Source organism: Actinoplanes auranticolor (genome assembly GCF_018332655.1).
GTDB classification, from domain to species: Bacteria; Actinomycetota; Actinomycetes; order Mycobacteriales; family Micromonosporaceae; genus Actinoplanes; species Actinoplanes auranticolor.
Window position 1 is genome coordinate 66,544 of the sequence record NZ_BOQL01000006.1, and the last position, 21,342, is coordinate 87,885.

At 73.1% G+C, this 21,342-nt stretch carries 15 protein-coding genes and 1 pseudogene; 8 read left to right on the plus strand and 8 right to left on the minus strand.

From position 1 onward, the window contains the following. Nucleotides 1-14: 14 nt before the first annotated feature. Nucleotides 15-2,333: a glycoside hydrolase family 9 protein gene (locus tag Aau02nite_RS03330; RefSeq protein WP_212986806.1), complete on the minus strand. Its 2,319-nt coding sequence runs from the start codon at nucleotides 2,331-2,333 to the stop codon at nucleotides 15-17. A gap of 205 nt (nucleotides 2,334-2,538) precedes the next feature. Between Aau02nite_RS03330 and Aau02nite_RS03335 the strand changes: the two genes are divergently transcribed. Further along, nucleotides 2,539-4,926 carry a PEP/pyruvate-binding domain-containing protein gene (locus Aau02nite_RS03335; protein WP_212986807.1) on the plus strand — a complete coding sequence of 796 codons (2,388 nt, stop codon included), beginning with the start codon at nucleotides 2,539-2,541 and terminating at the stop codon, nucleotides 4,924-4,926. A gap of 88 nt (nucleotides 4,927-5,014) precedes the next feature. Then, complete coding sequence (locus tag Aau02nite_RS03340; RefSeq protein ID WP_212986808.1) at nucleotides 5,015-6,310, plus strand: alpha/beta hydrolase; 1,296 nt, start codon at nucleotides 5,015-5,017, stop codon at nucleotides 6,308-6,310. Here Aau02nite_RS03340 and Aau02nite_RS03345 read toward each other — a convergent pair. Continuing rightward, nucleotides 6,264-7,394, minus strand: a complete 1,131-nt coding sequence (locus tag Aau02nite_RS03345; protein ID WP_212986809.1) for a hypothetical protein — start codon at nucleotides 7,392-7,394, stop codon at nucleotides 6,264-6,266. The genes Aau02nite_RS03340 and Aau02nite_RS03345 overlap by 47 nt on opposite strands. A gap of 46 nt (nucleotides 7,395-7,440) precedes the next feature. Then, the gene (locus Aau02nite_RS03350; protein WP_246594858.1) at nucleotides 7,441-10,596 is read right to left on the minus strand and encodes a glycoside hydrolase; all 3,156 of its coding nucleotides are present in this window, start codon (nucleotides 10,594-10,596) and stop codon (nucleotides 7,441-7,443) included. A 195-nt stretch (nucleotides 10,597-10,791) separates the two neighbouring features. Here Aau02nite_RS03350 and Aau02nite_RS03355 point away from each other — a divergent pair, with 195 nt between their 5' ends. From Aau02nite_RS03355 to Aau02nite_RS03370, 4 genes are read left to right on the plus strand one after another with little or no spacing between them, the layout of a single operon-like run. Beyond that, nucleotides 10,792-12,192: an ABC transporter substrate-binding protein gene (locus Aau02nite_RS03355; protein WP_246594859.1), complete on the plus strand. Its 1,401-nt coding sequence runs from the start codon at nucleotides 10,792-10,794 to the stop codon at nucleotides 12,190-12,192. Further along, a complete protein-coding gene (locus Aau02nite_RS03360; protein ID WP_212986810.1) occupies nucleotides 12,192-13,196 on the plus strand; it encodes a carbohydrate ABC transporter permease in 1,005 nt (334 codons plus the stop codon). Before Aau02nite_RS03355 ends, Aau02nite_RS03360 begins: the two co-directional genes overlap by 1 nt. Beyond that, nucleotides 13,196-14,062, plus strand: coding sequence for a carbohydrate ABC transporter permease (locus Aau02nite_RS03365; RefSeq protein ID WP_212986811.1), 867 nt, complete (start codon nucleotides 13,196-13,198; stop codon nucleotides 14,060-14,062). Before Aau02nite_RS03360 ends, Aau02nite_RS03365 begins: the two co-directional genes overlap by 1 nt. A gap of 56 nt (nucleotides 14,063-14,118) precedes the next feature. Continuing rightward, on the plus strand, nucleotides 14,119-15,252 hold the full coding sequence (locus tag Aau02nite_RS03370) for an AI-2E family transporter (protein ID WP_212986812.1): 1,134 nt from the start codon (nucleotides 14,119-14,121) through the stop codon (nucleotides 15,250-15,252). A 4-nt stretch (nucleotides 15,253-15,256) separates the two neighbouring features. On the opposite strand, the gene Aau02nite_RS03375 is transcribed toward Aau02nite_RS03370, so the two are convergent. Both Aau02nite_RS03375 and Aau02nite_RS03380 read right to left on the minus strand, forming a co-directional pair. Next, entirely contained in the window at nucleotides 15,257-15,946 is a 690-nt protein-coding gene (locus Aau02nite_RS03375) for a hypothetical protein (protein ID WP_212986813.1), read from the minus strand. After that, a complete protein-coding gene (locus Aau02nite_RS03380; RefSeq protein ID WP_212986814.1) occupies nucleotides 15,943-16,419 on the minus strand; it encodes a sigma factor-like helix-turn-helix DNA-binding protein in 477 nt (158 codons plus the stop codon). Before Aau02nite_RS03380 ends, Aau02nite_RS03375 begins: the two co-directional genes overlap by 4 nt. Before the next feature lie 187 nt (nucleotides 16,420-16,606). Between Aau02nite_RS03380 and Aau02nite_RS03385 the strand changes: the two genes are divergently transcribed. Continuing rightward, complete coding sequence (locus Aau02nite_RS03385; protein WP_212986815.1) at nucleotides 16,607-17,962, plus strand: MFS transporter; 1,356 nt, start codon at nucleotides 16,607-16,609, stop codon at nucleotides 17,960-17,962. Nucleotides 17,963-17,987: 25 nt separating this feature from the next. Continuing rightward, nucleotides 17,988-19,004 (plus strand): annotated as a pseudogene (locus Aau02nite_RS03390) (YlbL family protein). 96 nt (nucleotides 19,005-19,100) lie between these two features. On the opposite strand, the gene Aau02nite_RS03395 reads toward Aau02nite_RS03390, so the two are convergent. The 3 genes from Aau02nite_RS03395 to Aau02nite_RS03405 form a co-directional block, all read right to left on the minus strand. After that, nucleotides 19,101-19,304 carry a hypothetical protein gene (locus tag Aau02nite_RS03395; protein WP_212986816.1) on the minus strand — a complete coding sequence of 68 codons (204 nt, stop codon included), beginning with the start codon at nucleotides 19,302-19,304 and terminating at the stop codon, nucleotides 19,101-19,103. A gap of 70 nt (nucleotides 19,305-19,374) precedes the next feature. Further along, entirely contained in the window at nucleotides 19,375-20,037 is a 663-nt protein-coding gene (locus Aau02nite_RS03400) for a response regulator (RefSeq protein WP_212986817.1), read from the minus strand. Beyond that, on the minus strand, nucleotides 20,034-21,143 hold the full coding sequence (locus tag Aau02nite_RS03405) for a sensor histidine kinase (protein WP_212986818.1): 1,110 nt from the start codon (nucleotides 21,141-21,143) through the stop codon (nucleotides 20,034-20,036). The genes Aau02nite_RS03400 and Aau02nite_RS03405 overlap by 4 nt, the downstream gene beginning before the upstream one ends. Nucleotides 21,144-21,342 lie beyond the last annotated feature (199 nt).

Here is a 21,342-nt window from a genome sequence, read left to right on the forward strand (position 1 = left end):
CGCCGCGGGTGGGCTCAGCCGACGGTGCAGGCGGAGCCGTTGACGGCGAAGGCGGCAGGCTTCGGGTTGGCGCCGGTGTGGGTGCCGTTCAGACCGAAGCTCACCGAGGCACCCGGGGCCACCGCGCCGTTCCAGCCGGCGTTGGTGACGGTCACCTGCGTCCCGGTCTGGGTCGCGGAGGCCGACCAGGCCTGGGTGACCTTCTGTCCGGCGGTGTAGGCGTAGGTCAGCGACCAGCCGTTGAGCGGCGCCGTGCCGGTGTTGGTCACGGTGACGTTCGCCGTGAAGCCGGCACTCCAGTCGGTGGTGCCGTAGGTGACCCGGCACGGCCCGCTCGGCCCGGTGCTGGGCGTGACGGACGGAGTCACCGACGGCGTGACGGACGGCGTCGCGGACGGGGTGACCGACGGCGTGACGGAGGGGGTGACCGAAGGGGACGGTGACGGTCCGGTGCCGGGCTCGTTGCCCCACACCCGGGTCGCACCCTCGTAGAGCGGGACGCCGGGGTTGGCTCCGGCGACCGCCCGGTACGACGGGTCGTCGGCCGGGTCCCAGGTGCCGCCCTCGACCACACCGATCTTGAGCTGCACCTCCATCCGGTGCGCCGACTGCCCGGCCGGCGCGATGGTGTAGCCGGTGCAGTCCACCTCGACGTACCAGACGTCGCCGGCGTACTGCTGGGCCGCGGCCGGCCCCGGGCACCCCTGGGTGTACGGCGTGCTGACGGTCAGCGCGGCGTCGCTGTCCCGGGTGAAGTAGTAGCGGAACTTCGCGGCGGTCAGGGCGCGCGCCGGGAAGGCGGACTTGTTGTAGACGATCACCTTGACGCCGGTCGAGCGGGCCTCGTTCTGCATGACCGTGGTCTCGACGGACAGTTCGGCCAGATCCGGCTGCTCGGGCTGCGGGAAGTCGGCCGCCGGGGCGCCGCCGTACTCGCCGTAGAGCCGGGCCACCGCCGAGGTGAAGCCGGCGTTGTAGTCGGTGGCGACCTCGTTCATCACGTAGTCGCCGCGGCTGTCGGTGTACGCGTCGTCCGGCGCCGAGGGCCCGCCCACCAGAGCGCCGTACAGCACGTGCCGGGTCTGCTCGGGCACCTGCTGGCTGTCCCACCAGGACCCGTGCGCGGTGCGGTGGTGCGGGTTCTTCGGCGAGTTGGCCCCGAACCCGATGACGTAGCTCGACTTGCGCGGGTTGGCGCCCAGCGCGTAGTCGATCTGCTTGACGGCGAAGTCGTGGTAGCGCGTCCTACGGGTCGCGTCGGCCAGGTGGTCGCTGTGCACCAGCGCGACGAAGGCCGTGTTGGCCGCGTACCGCAGGGCGCCCCAGGTGTCCACGACGACCATGCCGCCGGGGGAGGTGCGGACCTTCTCGCCGTTGACCCCGACGGTGAACCAGTCCAGCCACCGGTTGGCGTCGTCGAGGTACTTCTGCTTGCCGGTCAGCCGGGCCAGCAGCACGTAGTTGCCGTACTGCTTGTTGTCCCAGGAGATCGTCCACTTGTACATCTTGGTGCTGGTCTGGTTCTCGTTGCCCTGCGCGTCGTAGCCCGCCTCGGCCTTGGCCAGGTAGGCGGCGTCGCCGGTGGCGCGGTGCAACCAGACCGCGCCCCACACCAGCTCGTCGGCGTAACCGCTCCACGAGCGGTAGAACGACGTCGCATCGGTGATGCACTCGTGGTAGTTCTTCCGCACGGTGTCGGCGAAGGTGTAGAGCTGCTTGGCGTGGGTGAGCAGCGTGTCGGCGTACCCCGGATCGGTCGCGCGGAAGACCATCGAGCTGGCCGCCATCGCGGCCGCGGTCTCCGCGGCCAGCTCGGTGCCGCCGCAGCTGGCGTCGATCTTGTACGCGGGCCGCGCCATCGGCAGCACCTCGGCCGGTCCCCACCACTTGTGGTCGGCGTCGCCGTTGCCGACCTGTCCGTAGAGCACGTTCGGGGCGGGGTGGGCCTTGATGAAGTAGTCGTTGGGCACCCGCAGGTTGTTCAGCAGGTGGGTGAGCTGCCCCGAGGCGGCGTAGGCGTCCCGGTTCTCCACCGCGCCCCAGGCCAGCATGGTGGTGGTGAAGGCCATGGGCAGGCCGAACTTGACGTGGTCACCGGCGTCGAACCAGCCGCCGGTCAGGTCCAGGCCGACGTCCGAGCCGTCGCGCAGGGCGGAGTCGCCGCGCCAGGAGACCCGGTTCCAGGCGGGTTTGCGCCCGGCGACCTGGGCCTCGTAGAAGAACAGGGACTTCTGCAGGGCCTCGCCGTAGCTGTAGGCGGGGGCGGCGGCCGCGCCGGAGGGGGCGGCCAGCGCGATCCCGACCGAGGCGAGCAGCAGGCCGACAAGAGACATCAGGAGATAACGGCGTGAGGGGGACAACGGTGGGCTCCTGTCCGGGGTATGGGAGCGCTCCCATATCGCTGTGCCTCGATTTAACCCGCAGATGACGAATGTGTGAAGCCCTGATTTCAGAGCGGCACATTCTTGGCGATGCAGTCGTATTGCAAAGATGGTACGGTGGTCGCGTTGCAGTCGTATGGCGATGGCAGGAGGCCGGATGTCCGTGATCGCGTTGTCCGAGGTACGGGCCGGGATGCAGGAGCTGGTCGGCGGCAAGGCGGCCGGCCTGGCCGAGCTGATCCGGGACGGCGAGCGGGTGCCGCCGGGCTTCTGCGTCACGACCGAGGCCCACCGCCGGGGCGTCCTGCTGGCGGCGGAGATCGTGGCCGCGTACGAGAAGCTCGGCGAAGGCCCGGTGGCGGTGCGCTCCAGCGCGACCGCCGAGGATCTGCCGGACGCCAGCTTCGCCGGCCAGCACGACACCATCCTGGGCGTCACCGGCGCCGACGACCTGCTCGCCGCGGTCCAGACGTGCTGGGCGTCGCTGCACAGCGCCCGGGCGGTCGCCTACCGCAACGCCCACGCGATCGCCCACGACACGGTCCGGATGGCGGTGGTCGTGCAGCGGATGGTCGACGCCGAGGTGTCCGGCGTGCTGTTCACCGCGAACCCGCTGACCGGCAACCGCACGGAGATGATGGTCGACGCCGCGCCCGGTCCCGGCACCGCAGTGGTCGACGGGACTGCGCCGGTCGACCACTACGTGCTCGGCCCAGCCACGCGGGCGGCCACGGGCTGCGTGCCGCCCGAGCTGCTCGAGCGGCTGCGGGCGGTGGGAGAGCGGCTGCAGGAACGGGCCGGCGGCCCCCAGGACGTGGAGTGGTCGGTGGACCGCTCCGGCACGCTGTGGCTGCTGCAGTCGCGTCCGATCACGACCCTGTTCCCGATGCCGCCGGACACCGGCCCGGAGCCGCGGGTGTACGTCGAGTTCGGTCACGTGCAGGGCATGCTGCAGCCGGTGACCCCGATGGGCCTGTCCACCCTGAAGGCACAGATCGCCGGCATGCTGGCCGCCCTCGGCGTCCGGGCGGAGATCGTCGACATCGGCGGGCGCCTCTACGGCGACCTCACCGACCAGGCCCGTCACCCGTCCGCCCGCAAGCGCCTGATCAAACTCATGGCGGTCGACTTCGGCCCCCGCGCCCAGGCGGCCATGGCGTACGTCCTCGCCGACCCGCGGTTCGCGCCCCGCATGGGTGCCGCACCCCGCGCCGCCACCCCGTCGCTGCGTACGGCCGGACGCGCGATCACCGGGATCGTCGGCGCCCTGGCCCGCCCCGAAGCGGCCCGTGCCCGGATGGGCCGGGCCGTCGAGCAGCTGCGGCTCGCCGCCGTCCCCTCCACCGAGCTGCGCACCGCCGCCGACCGGCTGCGCTACCTCGGCGACCAGGGCTCGGCCGACGGCGCCGACGCCATCACCTGGCCGATCGTGGCCGGCATGCTGGCCGCCACCGTGCCGCAGCAACTGCTCAAAGGCATCGCCACCCCCGACGAGATCCACGCCGTGCTGGCCGGCATGCCGCACAACGTCACCATCGAGATGGACCTCGCCCTCTGGCGGCTGGCCCAGGATGCCCGGCCGCACCGCGAGCTGCTGCTCGGCACACCGCCGGACGAGCTCGCCACCCGCTACCGGGCGGGCGAGCTGCCGGAGTTCGGCCTGGCGGGGTTCCTCGACCGGTACGGCCACCGCGGCGTCGCCGAGGTCGATCTCGGCGTCCCCCGCTGGTCCGAGGATCCGGCCCCGGTCTTCGCGATGATCGCCAACTACCTGCGGGTGACCGACCTCGAGCAGGCCCCCGACCGCCGTTTCGCCCGGGCCGCCGTCACCGCCGAGGCCAGGCTGACCGAGCTCGTCGCGCGGGCCCGCCGGCGCCGCCCGGTGCGGGGCCGCCTCGCCGGCTTCCTGCTGCGCCGGGCCCGGTTGCTGGCCGGTCTGCGCGAGACGGGCAAGTTCGCCGGTCTGTACCCGCTGCGGGAGATGCGCCGGCAGCTGCTGCTGCTCGGGGCCGACCTGACCGCCGCCGGCCGCCTCGACCAGCCGGACGACATCATGTTCGTCACCCTCGACGAGGCCGGCACCGACGCCGACCTGCGCGCGGTCGCCGCTGCCCGCAAGCTGGTGCACCAGCGGGAATCGCGGCGCCGGGCGGTTCCGGTCGCCCTGCTCTCCGACGGCACCGACGTCGAGGCGGTCCTGCCCGTGCCGCCCGCGCCCGACGGTGCTCTGCAGGGCGTGGGCGCCTCGGCGGGCCGGGTCACCGGACCGGCCCGGGTCGTGCACGACCCGGCCACCGCCCGTATCGAGCCCGGCGACGTCCTGGTCGCGGCGACCACGGACCCCGGCTGGACCCCGCTGTTCCTCACCGCCGCCGCCCTGGTCACCGAGACCGGCGCGATCATGGCCCACGGCCCGACGGTGGCCCGCGAGTACGGCATCCCCGCGGTGATCTCCGTGCCCGGCGCCACCGGGAAGATCACCACCGGTCAGCTGATCACTGTGGACGGTGCCACCGGTACCGTGACGCCGGTCAAGGTCACCTGAGCGGTCTCTCAGCGGCTCAGCCGGCCCACAGGAAACCCCGCGCAGTCTGTCTGTCGAGCAAGGACAGCGACGACGAACGGGGAAAGTCATGCGGTGCGACGGGGAACGAGTCAGTCGCCGGCTGGTGCTGGCCGGGGCGACAGGCGTGACGGCGGCGGCGCTGCTGCCCACGGCCGCCGGCGCGGCGAGCCCGGCCGGCGGATCGGGGCGCGGCACGGCCGGGACGCTCGGCAAGGTGCGGCTGCGTCTGCCGGGGCCGGGAGGGCCGTACCCGGTGGGGACCGTGGATCTGCACTTCGTGGACCGGTCGCGCCCGGATCCGTACGTAGCCGGGCAGCCGTACCGCGAGCTCATGGTCAATCTGACCTATCCGGCCCGGCACCGCGGCGGGCCGGTCGCGCCGTGGCTGACGCCGGGCTGGGCCGCGGCGGCCGACGAGATCTTCGCGTTCGCCACGGCGCCGCAACCGGCGAACCTCGTGGACTGGGCCGGCACCCCCTCGCACGCGGTGGCCGGGGCGGCGGCCCGCGAGCCGGGCGACGGCTGGCCGGTGCTGATGTACCAGCTGGGCCACTGGGGTTCGCACAGCACCAACCGGTCCGAGATCGAGGACCTGGCCAGCCGCGGGTACGTGGTCGTGACGTTCGAACCGACCCACGAGACGCCGGTCGTGTTCCCCGGCGGGCGGCTCGTCCCGCAGCACCCGGCGGCGAACCCGCCCAACGACGACCGTTACAGCCCCGAGTTCCTGGCCTACGTGCGCCACATCTACGCGAGCCGCACCGCCGACGCCCGCTTCGTGCTCGACCGGCTGGCGGCGCTGAACGCCCGGGAGCTGCCCGGCGGCCTGCGCGCCGGTCTCGACCTGGGCCGGATCGGCGCGTTCAGCGGCATCACCGGCGCCGGTCTGATGACGCTGACCCTGATGGCGGCCGACGAGCGGGTCCGGGCCGGCGCGATCGGTGACACCGACGTCGGCTTCCCGACCGCGGACGGGGGCTGGCTGCCGCTGGCTCCGGTCGTCGAGCAGGGACTGTCGCGCGCGGTGCTGGCGATCCGGCCGGGCAGCGCGTACGGCGCGGCCAACCCGATGTGGGACCGGCAGTGGTCGGCGCTGCGGGGCTGGCGGCGGGAGCTGGAGCTGGCCGGCGGCGGCATGGGCTGGTGCAGCGACCTGCAGACCGTGCTGCCGCAGGTGCGGCGCGGCCTCGGGCTGCCCGCGGACGCTCACGCCGCGATGATCGGCACGGTCGCACCGGCGGCGGCCGTCGCGGCGACCCGGGCCTACCAGGCGGCCTTCTTCGACCTGCACCTGAAGGGCCGGCCGACCCGCCTGTTCAGCCGGCCGAGCGCATCGCACCCGGCGGTCCGCCTGGCCCGCTGACGCGGCCGGCGGGAGGCAGCCGCCAGACGTGGACGTCCTCGCCGCCGGGGCTCATCGTCAGCCACGTGCCGTCACCCAGCCCGATCGGGTGCGGGCCCGGATCGGCAACGGCGGGATAGCGGATCGGGCCGCGCACCTCCAGCGTCTCGACGTCGATGAGCCAGTGCCGCACGTCGGCGGTGCCGTACCCGTGCTCGCTCGTACCCGCCACCAGCGTGCGGTCGTCGACCAGCCCGCAGCGGAAACCCCAGCGGGCCGCGGGATCCGCCGGCTCCAGCACGTCGGCCAGGACGGTGCCCAGCACGGCGTGGCCGGACGCGCGGTGCACGGTCAGCTCCTGACCCCGCTCGTGCCCGCGGGTCAGGAACGTGCGGCCGCCCGGCCCGACGGCGACCAGGACCCGGTCGTCACCGGCGAGCCGTTCGACGTGCAGGACGCCGCCGGTGAGCCGGCCCCACAGTGCCGGTGAGCCGTCCTGGCCCTCGCCCACGGCCAGGCCCATGACCGCCGGGTCCGGGTTCGGGAGGTGGTGCGATCCGGCGGCGTACGTCCCGGTGCCGGCCCGCGCCACGACGGTGCCGTCCGCGGGGTCGATCACCAGCCACGCCTCGGGACTGGACTCACCGCGCGGGTCGTCGTCCTCGTCGAGCTGCTCGCGGACGTGCGCCCACACCGTCCGGCCGTCGGTGCCGAAGCAGGCCGAGCCCTGGTCGGGATACTTGTGGTCCGGGTCGCCGGCGTACTCGTCGGCCGTCTCGTGGAACTCCTCGCACCCCCAGCAGCCGTGCGGGACCTCCCACCGGGTCACGCCGTCCGGTGTCACGCCGCGCACCGCGTGCAGCCCGGCGAAGACGGCCAGGTCGAGGCCGGGTGCCACGGCGTCGACGCCGCTCGCGCCGCGCGGCCAGGGCGCCGGGAAAGTCACCAGCGGAGCGGCCGCGGCCGGACGGCCGAGGTCGTACACCGCCAGCGTGGTGTCGGTGCGGGTGGTCACCAGCCGCCGGCCCGGCACGCCCGGCGCCAGGGGGCCGTCGCAGGCGGCGGGCAACGACACCGCGGTGACCGGCTGCGCGTTGATCTCCATGCCGGAGATCATGGCCGATCGATGCACCGTGCCGCTGTCCGGTCGCCTATATCCGGAAGGTGATCGTGTAGCTGCGCGTCCGCGACTTGTCCTCGCTGGTGACCGTGACGGTCGCCGTACGGTTGCCGGCGGCCGGCCCGCGGACGTCCACAGTGGCGTACGGGTCGGCGGCCACCGCCGTGACCGCCGGGAGCCTGCCCCGGGCGCGGACCGAGTACGACGTGCGCGTGGGGTCGAAGCCGGCCAGGGCGGTGCCGTCGAGGGCGATGCCCGCCGCGGCCGCATCCGGCGAGGTGCCGGGTGCGGCGGCGAAGACCTCGATCTCGCTGACGGTCATGTGCTGGTCCGGGCGGGCGGTGAGGACGACCCGGATCGCGTCCGTCGTGGCCGGCGTCGCGAGGTCCACCACCGGGGCGCTCGTGGTGCCGGTGGGGACGGTCGCCGGGCTGCCGGCGTCGGTCCAGCCGCCTTGCGGGTCGCGTACCTGGATCTGCAGGGTGTCGGCGTAGCTGTCCGAGCCGTCGCGGTAGAAGTGGGTGACGACGCGGGTGACGGCCTGCTGTCCGGCCAGGGCGACGGTGAGCGTGTCGGCGGCGTTCTTCGGGCCCGACCGCCAGTTCGACCACGCCTTGTCGGTCAGCACGCCGTTACGCAGGCCGTCGGGGGAGTAGCCGGGCTCGGTGAAGGTCGCAGTGACCCCGGTGGACGCCGCGTCCCCCTCGACCGGCCGGGTGACCTGCACGCGGACGGTGGCCGCCAGCGTGCGCCCGTCGCCCGCGTCGGCCCGGCCCGCCACCGTCGCGACTCCCACCGCGTCGAACGCTCCGGCCGGCGCGTCCGGCCACACCACCGGGCGCTCGACCCGCGCGCCGTGCCGGCCCAGAGCGGTGACGGTGGCCGGCAGCGCCGGCCGGCCGCCCGTGAAGGTCTTGGCCCGGGCCGGCACCGTGGACCCCAGCGTGTCGACCGCGACCGTGGCCAGGGCCCGGTGGGTGCGGCCGAGCGCGTCGGTGGCCACTCCCTTGACGGGTACGGTGCCCGGCCGCTTCCACGCCGACGCCGGCGGCAGCTTCCAGGTGACCGGCAGCGTCCCCCGGGCACCGTCGCGGTAGCTGGGCACGACAGTCCGCGGCAGAGTAGGCGCCACCCCGGGCACGGTGAACGCCTCGGTCGGCTCGATCCCGAGCACCGTCTCGTCGATGACCCGCCAGCGCTGGTTGACCCCGGAGTTGGCCAGCCAGGTCGACACCGCGGCGCCGTCCTGGGTGGCCTGGCCGCCGACCTCCAGCAGTCGCTTGGTGGCCACGTTGACCAGCGTGTACGTGCCGTCGCCGGTGGTCGACAGGATCCACCGGGCCGCGGGGCCGGGCCGGCGGGCAGCCGGCACCAGGGTCACGGCGTCGTCGACGACGGCGAGCTGCCGGTCACCCGTGGCGGTGCCCAGGGCGTAGCGGGCGCGGTTGCCGACGCCGGGGGACAGCTGGGTGAAGCGCCAGAGCTGCTCGGCGCTGTGCGGATCGCCGGTGCGGATCACGGCGCCGGTGCCGGCCGGGGCGAGCGACCTGCCGCTCTGCACGCCGTCCAGGCGGTAGACGTGGCCGTCCTGCACCAGGGCCGCGTCGGAGGCGACCCCGGAGACGCCGCGGACCAGCAGGGTGGTCACCGACTCGGCCGGAACCGGGATCGACGCCGCGCGGTCGCGGACCGCGACGGGTGCGCCTCGGCGCAGGGCGCCGTTTGCGCTGGTCACGACAGGGGTCACGGTGGCGTTGCGGGCGACCGTTCCGAAAGCCGACAGATCCAGCCGTACGGTGCGAGCCTGCTCGGTGTCGTTGACGTGCACGACGGTCGCCCGCCCGCCGCTGGAGACCGCGGCCACGCTGGCGGTGTCGCCCACCTTGATCAGCCGGTCGCCGGGGCGGATGTGGTGGGTGAAGTTGCGGACCGTGTCGAACTTGGTGTTGGTATGGATCGGGCAGGTCCGCAGCGTGTCGGCGGCCGTGCAGCCGAACGGCAGCTGGATGCTGCCCCAGTTGGCACCTGCGGCGCTCTCCCCGCCCGGCTTCATGTTGTCGTAGTCCTCGACCGGCTGCCAGAACACCCAGGCGGAGGGCTCCAGCTCCCGCAGATCGTCGACGATCCGCTGGGCCATGCCCAGGCCCGGCGCCATGCTGGTGAAGCTCTGCCCGTCGCCCCAGGAGCCCTCGACCTCGCTCATCCACAGCGGCTTGCGCTCGCCCTTGGCGATGTCGCGCACAGTGGTGCGCTGCCCGGTCCCGTACGTGTGCACATTGAGCTGGGCCACCAGGTCCCGGACGTCCTGCGGGTAAGCGTTCCAGTCGGTCGCGAAGGTGCCGGGGTTGGTCTCGTCCATGGCCGAGATCCGGGTGTCGCTGCCCGCCGCGGCCAGTTTCGCGGCCAGCGCCCGGATCACCTGCTGCTGCAGGGCGGGTCCGGCGTGCGCGCCCTCCTGGCGTCCGCCGACCGGGTTGCCGCCGGGGCCCAGCCGGGTGCTCCAGTACGGCGTGTTCGGCTCGTTGAGCGGGTCGATGGTGTCCACGGTGATGCCGTGCGCCCGTTCCAGCTCCGCGGTCACCCGGGTCAGGTAGGTGGCGAAGTCGTCGACGGTGCCGGGGCGGATCTGGTCCTGGCCGGCGTCGAAGCCGCCGGACACGTACCCGCTCACGGTCTGGAACCAGGGCGGCGAGTTGCTGAAGGTCTCCCATCCGGTGATGTCCCGCTTGATCCGGTCGATCCACCAGCGCTGGGTCCGGTCGGCGTCCAGATTCCAGTGGGCCGGATTCTCCGGGTCCCACCAGTCGACGTCGGTGCGGGTGGTGCCGGCGGGCGCCTGCCACCAGCCCTCGACGGCGCCGCCGGGACGCAGGTAGCCGGGCACGTCCGGGGCGTTGCCGCCGCCGATGTTGTAGCGGGCGATGTTGAGGTTCAGCCCCCGCTCACCGAAGACCAGGTCGGCCAGCTTCTCGCGGACCTCGGCGGGGTAGTCGCCGGTGGCGTTGGCGAACCAGGCCAGGCTGGTGCCCCACCCCTCGAACGCCTGACCCTGGTACGACGGATCGGGCCGCACGGTGACGGCCGGTCCGCCGGCGTCCGGCTCGGCGGCGCGGGCATTGCCGCCGGTCAGCACGCTCAGGGTGACGGCCGCTGCCGTGCAGGCGGCAGCCAGACTCCGGAATCTCACGCGGGCGGGTCTCCTTCGCGGCAGCGATCGCTATGTTTACGTAAACATCAGGCGCCGTGATGGTCTCAGCCGTCCCGGAGGGCGTCAAGGTGTCCGATCTCGGCACTGCCGGGGCCAGCGGTTGCACCGAGGTCAAGTCCTTGATGTGATGCGTCGGTAACAACTGACATCGATGCGTCATCGAGAGGACATCTCGTGAAGATCGATCATGGACGGTTCTGGCGGCTGCCCGCGGCCGCACTCCTCGTCACCGCGGCGCTGACCGGTTGCGGCGACGACGGCGGCGGCGACAGCGACGGCGGCGGCACCCTGACCGTGTGGAGCCTGGAGAACCAGACCGACCGGGTGCAGGCGACCCAGGCCATCGCCGACAAATTCACCGCCGCCAGTGGCGTCAAGGTCAAGATCGTCGCGACCGACGAGAACCAGTTCAGCAGCCTGATCACCTCCGCCGCGGCCGCCGGCACCCTGCCCGACGTGGTCGGCGCGCTGCCGCTGGGCGCGGTCGCGCAGATGTCCACCAACGACCTCATCGACACCGAGGCCGGCAAAGCCGTCGTGGACGCGCTCGGCCCGGGCACCTTCTCGCCCCGCGCGCTGGAGCTGACCGGCCAGGACGGCAAGCAGCTCGCCATCCCGTCCGACGGCTGGGCCCAACTGCTCTTCTACCGCAAGGACCTGTTCGACGCGGCCGGCCTGGCCGCGCCCGACACCTACGACAAGATCCGCCAGGCGGCGCAGAGGCTCAACTCCAAGGACGTGGCCGGCATCAGCCTGGCCACCATCGGGAACGACGCCTTCACCGAGCAGACCTTCGAGAACCTGGCGCTGGGCAACGGCTGCGAGCTGGTCGACGCGAACAAGACCGTCACCCTCGACTCGCCGCAGTGCGTGCAGACCTTCCAGCTGTACGGCGACCTGGTCAAGAACTTCTCGGTGCCCGGCGCGCAGGACGTGGACACCACCCGCGCGACGTACTTCTCCGGCAAGGCCGCCATGGTGGTCTGGTCCTCGTTCCTGCTCGACGAGATGGCCGGCCTGCGCAAGGACGCGCTGCCCACCTGCGCGCAGTGCCGGTCCGATCCGGAGTTCCTGGCCAAGAACAGCGGCATCGTCACCGCGATCGCCGGGCCCGCGGGCAAGCCGTCGCAGTTCGGCGAGATCACCAGCTGGACCATCACCAGGGACGGCGAGAACACCGAGTCCGCCAAGAAGTTCGTCCAGTACATGATGAACGAGGGCTACACCGACTGGCTGGGCATCGCGCCGGAGGGCAAGTTCCCGGTCCGCAAGGGCACCCAGCAGGAGGCCACCAAGTTCACCGCCGCGTGGAACGACCTGCCGGCCGGGGTGGACACCAAGAAGCCGCTCGGCGACGTCTACGCCAAGGACGTCATCACCGCGCTGCAGAACAGCCCGGACACGTTCCAGCGCTGGGGCTTCCCGCAGAAACAGGGCGCTCTGGTCGGGGCGACGCTGGGGGAGCTGCCCGTACCCAAGGCGGTCAACGCCCTGGCCGGTGGTGAGCTGGACGCGGCGGGAGCGGCCAAGCGGGCCGCCGACGACGTGAAGAGCATCCAGAAGTCGCTCGAGTAATGGTCACCACCCGGCCGCCCGCGGCCGTCTCCCCGGCGGAGGACAAGCCGAAGGGGAGACGACCGCTGACCCGGCGGCAGCAGGAGAACCGCGCCGGACTGATCTACCTGTCGCCGACCCTGATCGTGGTGCTGGTCGTCGTCGTGCTGCCGATCCTGTGGACGGTCATGCTGGCCTTCCAGCGGATCCGGCTGATCAACCTGCGCCGGGCCGGCTTCTTCGGCGAGTACACGCTGGCCAACCTCGAGCTGGTGCTGACCTCGCCCGGCTTCTGGTCGTCGCTGTGGACCACGCTGGCGTACACGATCGGGTCGACGTTCTTCTCGATCCTGTTCGGCCTGATCGCCGCGCTGGCCCTGCGCGGGCGCTTCCGCGGTCGCACGATGGTCCGCGCCTCCGTGCTGCTGCCCTACGTGGCGCCGGTCGTGGCGGTGACCTTCGTCTGGGAGATCATGCTCAGCCCGCAGTTCGGCATCGCCAACAACTGGGGCACGCGCTTCCTGGGCTGGGACCGCCCGATCGCCTTCCTGAGCCAGCGCGAGTACGAGGTGTCGCTGTTCGGCTGGCAGTTCGACGTCCCCCTGGCCCTGCTGACGGTCATCGCCTTCGAGGCGTGGCGGTACTTCCCGTTCGCCTTCCTGTTCCTGCTCGCCCGGTTGCAGGCCGTCCCGCACGACCTGGAGGAGGCGGCGCTGGTCGACGGGGCCGCCCCGACCCAGATCTTCCGCCACATCCTGCTGCCGCAGCTGGGCCCGGTCATCGCGCTGCTGACCGTGCTGCGCTTCATCATGACGTTCAACAAGTTCGACGACGTCTACCTGCTGACCGGCGGCGGGGCCGGCACCGAAGTGGTCAGCGTCCGGGTCTACCAGTTCCTCACCGCGCGCTTCGACATCGGCGCCGCCTCGGCCCAGGCGCTGGTGCTGGCGGCCGGCCTCGTCGTCCTGCTCGTCGTCTACCTCAAGTTCATGGCGCCACGAGTGGAAGGCGAGGAGGAGAACTGATGGACCGCGCTGCCGTCGAGACCCGGGTGTTCGGGGTCCTGCGCCGGGTCGTCATCGCCGTGCTCGTCGTGGTGACCCTGTTCCCGTTCCTCTACATGCTGCTGCTGTCGCTGCGCCCGATCGAGGAGGTGCTGCAGAATCCGGGCAAGCTGTGGGTCGGGCCGGCGGAGTGGACCATCTCGACGTACCGGGAGGTGCTGACCCCGGCGGGCGGCGGCGGTCAGGGGTTCCTGCGCTTCCTCGCCAACTCGGCGCTGGTCTCGATCGCCGCCACGGCGCTGACCCTGCTGGTGTCCATCCCGGGCGCGTACGCGGTCAGCCGCCTGCGCTTCGTCGGCCGGCGCCAGGTGCACTTCCTGTTCCTGTCGGTCTACCTGTTCCCCTCGATCCTGCTGGCGATCCCGCTGTTCGTGCTGTTCACCCGGCTCGGCCTGCGCGGCTCGCTGGCCGGGCTGACCATCGTCTACATCGCCCAGACGGTGCCCGTGTCGATCTACATGCTGCGCAACTACCTGGCCACGATCCCGGTGAGCCTGGAGGAGGCCGCGGCGGTCGACGGGTACTCGCGCCTGCAGACGATCCGCAAGGTGATCCTGCCGCTGGCGGCCCCCGCGGTGATGGCCAACGCCCTGTACGTCTTCATGATCGCCTGGAACGAGTTCCTGTTCGCCCTGCTGTTCCTGGTCGAGGACCGCAACGACTGGACCGTGTCGCTGGGCCTGGCTCAGCTCTCCGGCGGAATCGAGGTCAGCAAGACGGTCCTGATGGCGGGTTCGGTGGTGCTGACCCTGCCCATCGTGATCCTCTTCTTCGCCGCCGAACGCCTGCTGACCGAGGGCCTGACCGCCGGCGCCGACAAGGGCTGAGCCCCGGCGGGCGTTTCACCATGCGCGCGCGGGGGGTAGATCCCTAGGGTGATCGCATGCCAGCAACATTGAGTTCCCGGAAGACCCGGGCTGCCCTGAGCACGTCCGCGCGGATATCCCTGCAGGTGCTGGTGCTCCTGGTGATGACCGGGGTGGCGCTGTGGCTGCTCGGCAGGATGTGGTCGGTGATCTGGCCACTGGTGGTGGCCCTGCTGCTGACCACGCTGACCTGGCCGCTGGCCCGCTTCCTGCGCCGGCACGGCTGGCATCCCGCGCTGGCCGCGACCACCGTGACCCTGGTGTCACTGCTGGTCGCCGTCGGTGTCATCGTCCTGATCGTGGTGCCGGTGGCGTCGCAGTCCAGTGAGCTGGCCAAGGGCGTGGTCGACGGCATCCAGCAGATCCGCGAGTGGGCCGCCGGCCCGCCGCTGAACATCGGCGACGACCAGGTCACCACCGCCTTCGACGCGGCGATCGACCGGATCCAGGACAGCGTCGGCAGCATCGTCACCGCGACGGTCACCGGCGTGGGCACCGTGGTCAACGGCATCGTCACCACCGTGCTGGCCATCTTCCTGATGTTCTTCTTCCTCAAGGACGGGCCGCGCTTCCTGCCCTGGCTGACCCGGCAGCTGCCCGGCCGGCTCGCCACCGACGTGCCCACCGTCGCCGCGCGCAGCTGGGACACCCTCGGCGCGTTCGTCCGTTCCCAGGCGTTCGTCGGCCTGCTCGACGCGGTCTTCATCGGCGTCGGCCTGTGGATCGTGGGGGTGCCTCTCGTCCTCCCGCTGGCGGTGCTGACCTTCGTGACGGCGTTCGTGCCGATCGTCGGCGCCCTCTTCGCGGGTCTGGTCGCCGTGCTGATCACGCTGGTGTTCAACGGGCCGACCGACGCGCTGATCGTGCTGGCCATCATCGTGGCGGTGCAGCAGCTCGAGGGCAACGTGTTCCAGCCGATGGTGCAGAGCCGCGGGCTGGGACTGCACGCGGCGGTGGTGCTGCTCGCGGTGACGCTGGGCGGCAGCCTGGCCGGGATCGTCGGCGCCCTGCTGGCCGTGCCGGTCGCCGCCCTGATCGCCGTGTTCTGGAACTACCTGCGCGAGCAGCTCAGTGATCCCGAGCCCGAGCCCGAGCCGGAGCCGGACCCCGTGCCCGGACCCGATCCCGGGGCGGCCCCGCTCGCGCAGTGACCTCTCAGTAGAAGTCGCCTCGCAGGCGCAGCTCGGTGGCATCCGCCGCGGTCGTGGCGGTCACCGCGTAACTGTCGTCGCCGGCGTCCCGGCCGTCCTCATCGGCGTAGGTGTACCTCGCGGTGAAGACGTACGTGCCCGCGGCCAGCGTGCCCGCGGCCAGCCGGAAGCGGTACACCAGGGCGTTCCGCTCGCGGACCACCGTGGTCTCTATGGTTGCGCCCGTGACGTCGTGGGTGCCGCCGTGCCCGGCCAGGCCGGCGGTCGGCGCGACCCGGACGGTGACCTCCAGCGCGCGCAGCGGCTCGCGGACCTTGACCGTGATGTCGCTGCGGCTGTCCGCGTCGTCGCTGTCCGGGTCGATCGAGCCGTCGGCCCAGAGTGCTGCCGGCGTCTCCTGGGAAGGGGTCGGCCGGGGCGCCGCGACGGTCTCGGCGAGCGTGACGCCGGGTTCCGGGCCGTCGGCCAGGGCCCAGCGGGCCATCCCGCCGACCCCGAGAATGATCGACACGGCCAGGGCCGATCCGGCCAGGCGCACGGCCCGGCCGCCGGGCCGCCGCTCGGCGACCGGCGGACCCACCCGGTACTCCGCGATCCGGTGCAGCATGGCCGTGCGGTCCGGCTGGTGCTCGGCCGCGATCGCGCACAGCCGGGTACGCAGCTCGTGCTCGGACAGCTCCGGGTAGCTCCTCACCGCGCCTCCCGCCCGCCGAGGCCGGTGACGACGAGCGGGCCGCCGAGCAGCTCGCCGAGCTGTCGCACGCCCTTGGCCGTCCGGCTCCGCACGGTGCCCGGGGAGACGCGCAGGGCGCGCGCCACCTCATCCTCGGTGAGGCCGGACGCGTACCGCAGCACGACGCAGACCCGGCGCCGGTGCGGCAACCGGCGCAGCGCGTCACTCAGGCCGATCGTCCCGGCCGCCTCGCGCCGGCCGGTGCCGGTCAGCCGGCGCCGCCCGCGGTCCCGGGTCAGCGTGGCGACCAGGCCCCGGGCGTGGGCCGCCGGGTCGTCGCCCACCCGGGGCCAGGCCCGCCGCATCCGGCCGAGAGCGTCGGCGGCCAGGTCGTCGGCGGCCGCCGCGTCACCGGTCAGCAGGTACGCCAGCCGGGACAGCTCGGCATGATGACGCTCGAAGAACGCGGCGAAGCCGGAGCCGTCGTCGGCCATCGGCACCGCCTTCCCCCGCCCGAGCGATCTGCCCGGTCCGCCGCGATGACCGTAGAGCCCGTGGCCGTACCCGGGCAATGCGATCGGGATCTCGAAGAATCTCCCGGACGGCGGGCAACGTTTCCGCCGGCCCGGGCCACGCGGGCCGTGCCGGGCAGCGGGACCGGCGTCCCGGTAGCGTGCGGTCATGGCAGGAGGCTCGCGCCGCGCTGTGGCCGTACTCTGCGGCATCCAGTTCGTCGACGTGCTCGGGGTGACCAGCGGCATCACCGCGCTGCCGGCCATGCTGGCCGGGGTGTCGGCGCCCGCCGCGGCCACCCCGGTGCTGGCGACGGTCTACGCGATGTTCTTCGGCGGCCTGCTCGTGCTGGGCGCCCGGCTGGGGGACCGGTACGGGCACCGCCGGGTGCTGCTGCTCGGCTGCACCGCCTTTGCGCTGGTCAGCTTGATCGGAGCGAGCGCACAGGAGGTGATCCAGCTCGTCGCGGCCCGCGGGCTGCAGGGCGCGGCCGCCGCGATCAGCGTCCCCTCGGCGTTGCGGCTGCTGCTGGACGCGAGCCCCGATCCCGACGAGCGCCGCGGCGCGCTGGCGGCGTGGAGTGCCAGCGGGGCCGCCGCGGGCGCGCTGGGGCTGCTGGTCGGCGGCGTCCTGACCGACGTGCTCGACTGGCGTGCCGTCTTCTGGGTGAACGTGCCCGTCGGCATCGCCCTGATCGTCGCGGTCCGGCTGGTCATCACCCGGTCGGCGGGCGACCGCGAGGCGGTGCGGCTGGACCTGACCGGGGCTGCCCTGCTGACCGGCGCGGTGATGGCGCTGATCGTGGGAGCGTCGGCGCTGGAGAACCCGCACGCCCGGGTGGCCGGAGGGCTGCTGGTCGTCGCGGGCCTGGCCGCCGGGGCGGTGTTCGTCGCCCACCAGCGCCGGGTGCGGGCGCCGCTCGTACCCCGCGCGGCGTTCGCCTCGGCCAACCTGCGTACCGGGACGGTGGTCTCGTTCGTCAACACCGCGACGACGAGCTCGACCGGGGTGCTCGCCACCCTGTCGCTGCAGCAGGAGTTCGGCGTGTCCGCGGTCGGTGCCGGATTCGCGCTGGTGCCGTTCAGCCTGGGTGTGGTGGTGGGCTCGGCGCTGACCAGGCCGCTCGGGGCCCGGCTGCGCGTGCGCCGAATGGCCGCCACCGGCCTGGCCGGGATCGCCGCGGGCAACCTGCTGCTGGTCGTGACCTACGGCAGCATCGCCGGCGTGGTGGCCGGCGTAGCGGTGGCGGGCATCGGCCTCGGGATCGCCTCGGTCGCGGGCACGGCCATCGGCACCGACGTGGCGGACACCCTCAGCGGTACGGCCAGCGGTGTGCTCAACACCGGAGCGCAGCTGGGCACGGCCCTCGGCGTCGCCGCGCTGCTGCTGCTGGCCGCGACGATCGGCGAAACGGGCTCCGGCACCGCGGTGGCCTGGGCCGTCGCCGCGGCGCTGGCCGGCCTCACCGGGGTGGCCCTGCTGACCCGGACGGGCGCCGACACCGTGGCGGCGCGACAGGAATGACCGGCCGGTCGTTACGCTCGCGGTCATGAGACGTCGGGGTGCCGTGGTCATCGCGGGCGCTGTGGTCACGGCGCTGCTCAGTGCCGGGATCGGGTTCTGGCCGCTGCCGTACGTGGTGCTGGGTCCGGGGCCCACTGTCGACACGCTGGGCAGCCACGACGGCCGCCAGGTGATCGCCGTGACCGGCGGGAAGGTCGCCACCTCCGCGGGACAGCTGCGGCTGTCCACCGTCCAGGTGGAGACCGGGGTCGGGCTGCGGGAGGCGGTCGAGACCTGGTTCGACGGCGACCGGGCGCTGACCCCGCGCGCCCGGGTCTTCCCGCCCGGGCAGAGCGACGAAGAGGTCGACCGGCGCAACGCCGAGCTGTTCACGTCCTCGCTGCGCAGCGCCGAGACGGTCGCCCTGCGCGAGCTGGGCTATCCGGCGCGGCCACAGGTGACCGCCGTGGCGGCCGACGGTCCTTCCGCCGGTGCGCTGCGGGTGGGCGACGTCATCACGGGAGTCGGCGGTAAGAGCGTGGGCACCGCGCAGGCCTTCACGGACCTGACCGGTGCGGTCACCGCCGGGGCGTCGGTGTCCATCGCCTTCACCCGGGCCGGGCGGGCCGGCACCGCGACGGTGACCAGCGCAGGCGGACCGGCGGGCACCGGACTGACGGTCGAGCAGAAACAGCAGGCGCCGTTCACCGTCGCGATCGACGTGGACGAGATCGGCGGGCCCAGCGCGGGACTGATGTTCACCCTGGGCATCATCGACAAGCTGACCCCGGCCGACCTCACCGGCGGGCGGATCATCGCCGGGACGGGGAGCATCGACGAAACCGGGGCTGTCGGGCTGATCAGCGGCATCCCGCAGAAGCTGGTCGGCGCGCGGGCGGCCGGTGCCCAGTTGTTCCTGGTGCCGGAGGGGAACTGCGCCTAGGCGGTTCGTAACGCGGTGCCGAGGCTTCCCATGGCCAAGGTGGCGACGGTGGGGGAGGCGCTGGGCGCGCTGCGGACGTTCACGGCGGGCGGGACGCCCACCCCCTGCGAGGCCGCCTGATCGCCCGTTCTCGTGACGGGGGCGCGGCTGGGCGGGTGGACCGCCGAGCGCCATCACGGCCGCCCTTTGTGGATCGTCGGAGTGCGGTCCTCGAGCTCAGCACCCGACCGGATGGGTGTCGGCGAGCCGCCGTGTCTCGTCCGCCTCGGCCTTGAGCTGGTCGAGAGCCGCGAGCACCCCGCTGGCCCGGGAGTCGAGCATGCCTCGCGCGTTGAGCGTCGCGATCAGCCTCTCCTGAGCCTCCAGCAGGTCGCGTACGGCGCGGCACAACGAACTGAGCTCCGGCCCGACGGCGTCCATCCCTGCAATGTACAAGCATCTGCTCGCCCGCGGCCCGGGACGGAGATTTGCACCGGTCAGGCCTGCGGGGTCAGCCGGTGCGGGGAGTGACCAGGCCGGACTCGTAGGCCAGGACCACGAGCTGGGCCCGGTCGCGGGCGTGCAGCTTGGCCATCGCCCGGTTGATGTGCGTCTTGGCGGTCAGCGGGCTGATCACCAGGCGCTCGGCGATCTGGTCGTTGGACAGGCCCTGCGCCACCAGGGCGACGGCCTCGCGTTCGCGGTTGGTCAGCTCCTTCAGCTGCGGGCCGGCGCCGGTGCGGCGTGGCTCGGTGACGTACCGGCTGATGAGCTTGCGGGTGATCGACGGCGCGAGCAGTGCGTCCCCGCGCGCGGCGACCCGGACCGCGTGCAGGAAGTCCTCCGGCACCATGTCCTTGACCAGGAATCCGGCGGCGCCGGCGCGCAGCGCGTCGAAGACGTACTCGTCCAGGCCGTAGTTGGTCAGGATGACCACGTGCACGCCGGCCAGGTCGGGGTCGGCGGCGATGCGCCGGGTCGTCTCGATGCCGTCCATCACCGGCATCTGGATGTCGACCAGGGCGATGTCCGGCCGGTGCTCGCGGGCCAGGGCCAGTCCCTGCGCGCCGTCGGCGGCCTCGGCCACCACCTCGATGTCGTCCTCCACGTCGAGCAGCGCGCGGAACCCGCTGCGCAGCAGCGGCTGGTCGTCGACCAGCAGGACCCGGATCACGCGGTCCGGTCCACGGGGAGCTCGGCCTGCACGGTGAAGCCGCCCTCGGTGCGTGGTTCGGCCCGCAGGCGGCCGCCCAGGGCGGTGACTCTCTCCCGCATCCCGAGCAGTCCGACGCCGGGCGTCGGGGCGGCGCCCGGCGTGGCCCGGCCGTCGTCGTCGACCTGGATGGCGAGGCCGTCCGGGCGGTAGTGGATCCGGACCGACGCGGTGGCCGCGGCGGCGTGCCGGGCGATGTTGGTGAGAGATTCCTGCACGATCCGGTACGCGGTGCGGTCCACCGCCGCGGGCACGTCCTGCCGGGCTCCCTCGATCGTCAGCGTCGCGTCCAGCCCGGACGCCCGGGCCCGTTCCACCAGCTCCGGGACGTGGCCGACGCCCTGCGGCGGGGCGGTGCCGTCGTCGCGCAGCGCCTCCAGGGTGGCCCGCAGTTCCCGGGTCGCCTCCCGGCCGGCCTCGCGGATGGCCAGCAGCGACTCCGGCACCTCCTCGCCCCGCTTGCGGGCCACGTGCACGGCGGCCTCGGCCTGCACCTTGATGACCGAGATCTGGTGGGTGAGCGAGTCGTGCAGCTCCCGGGCGATGTGCAGCCGTTCCTCGTCGGCGCGGCGCCGTGCGGTCTCCTCCCGGGTGCGTTCGGCCTCGTCCGCGCGCCGCTCGGCCTGCCGCAGAGCCTCACCCGCGGCGCCGGCCGCGATCAGCCAGGCCAGCTCCAGAGCACTGCGCGCCCGGGTGAACGCCTCGCCCAGGTCGTGCAGGGACACCAGGGCCGCGAACGGCAGCGCGGCCAGCATGGCCACCGACACCACGATGGTGAGCCTGCGATGTCCGGCCCGGACGGCGGCGTACACGGCGAACAGGTACGCCACGGCGGGCACGTCGAATCCGGCCGCCTGCCAGCCCACCGCGCACAGTCCGGTGACGACCAGCACCGGTACGGGGGCCCGCCGCCGGGCGGCCAGCGCCAGGCCGGCGGCGACCAGCAGCACGTAGCCCAGCGGGTCGAGGTCCGTGGCGGCGCGGCCGGACAGCCCGCCGGTCAGCAGCGCCGCCGCGATGCCGACGGCGATCGTCCAGTCGGTGACAGCGGCCCGTCTCCTGCTCATGGCCGCACCCTAGCCGCAAAGGCCGCGCGAGCGAGTCCTGCCCGGGGACGAGCGAGTGACTACCGCGCCCGCGGTATCCGCGCCGTTTCTGCTGCGTCCGCGGCAGCCGGATGCGTCATCGGTGGCACCGGCAAGTGTCTGCGGCTGCCGGACGATCCGTGCCGTTCCCGGCGACAGGATCAGGCGACATCCGCAGAAC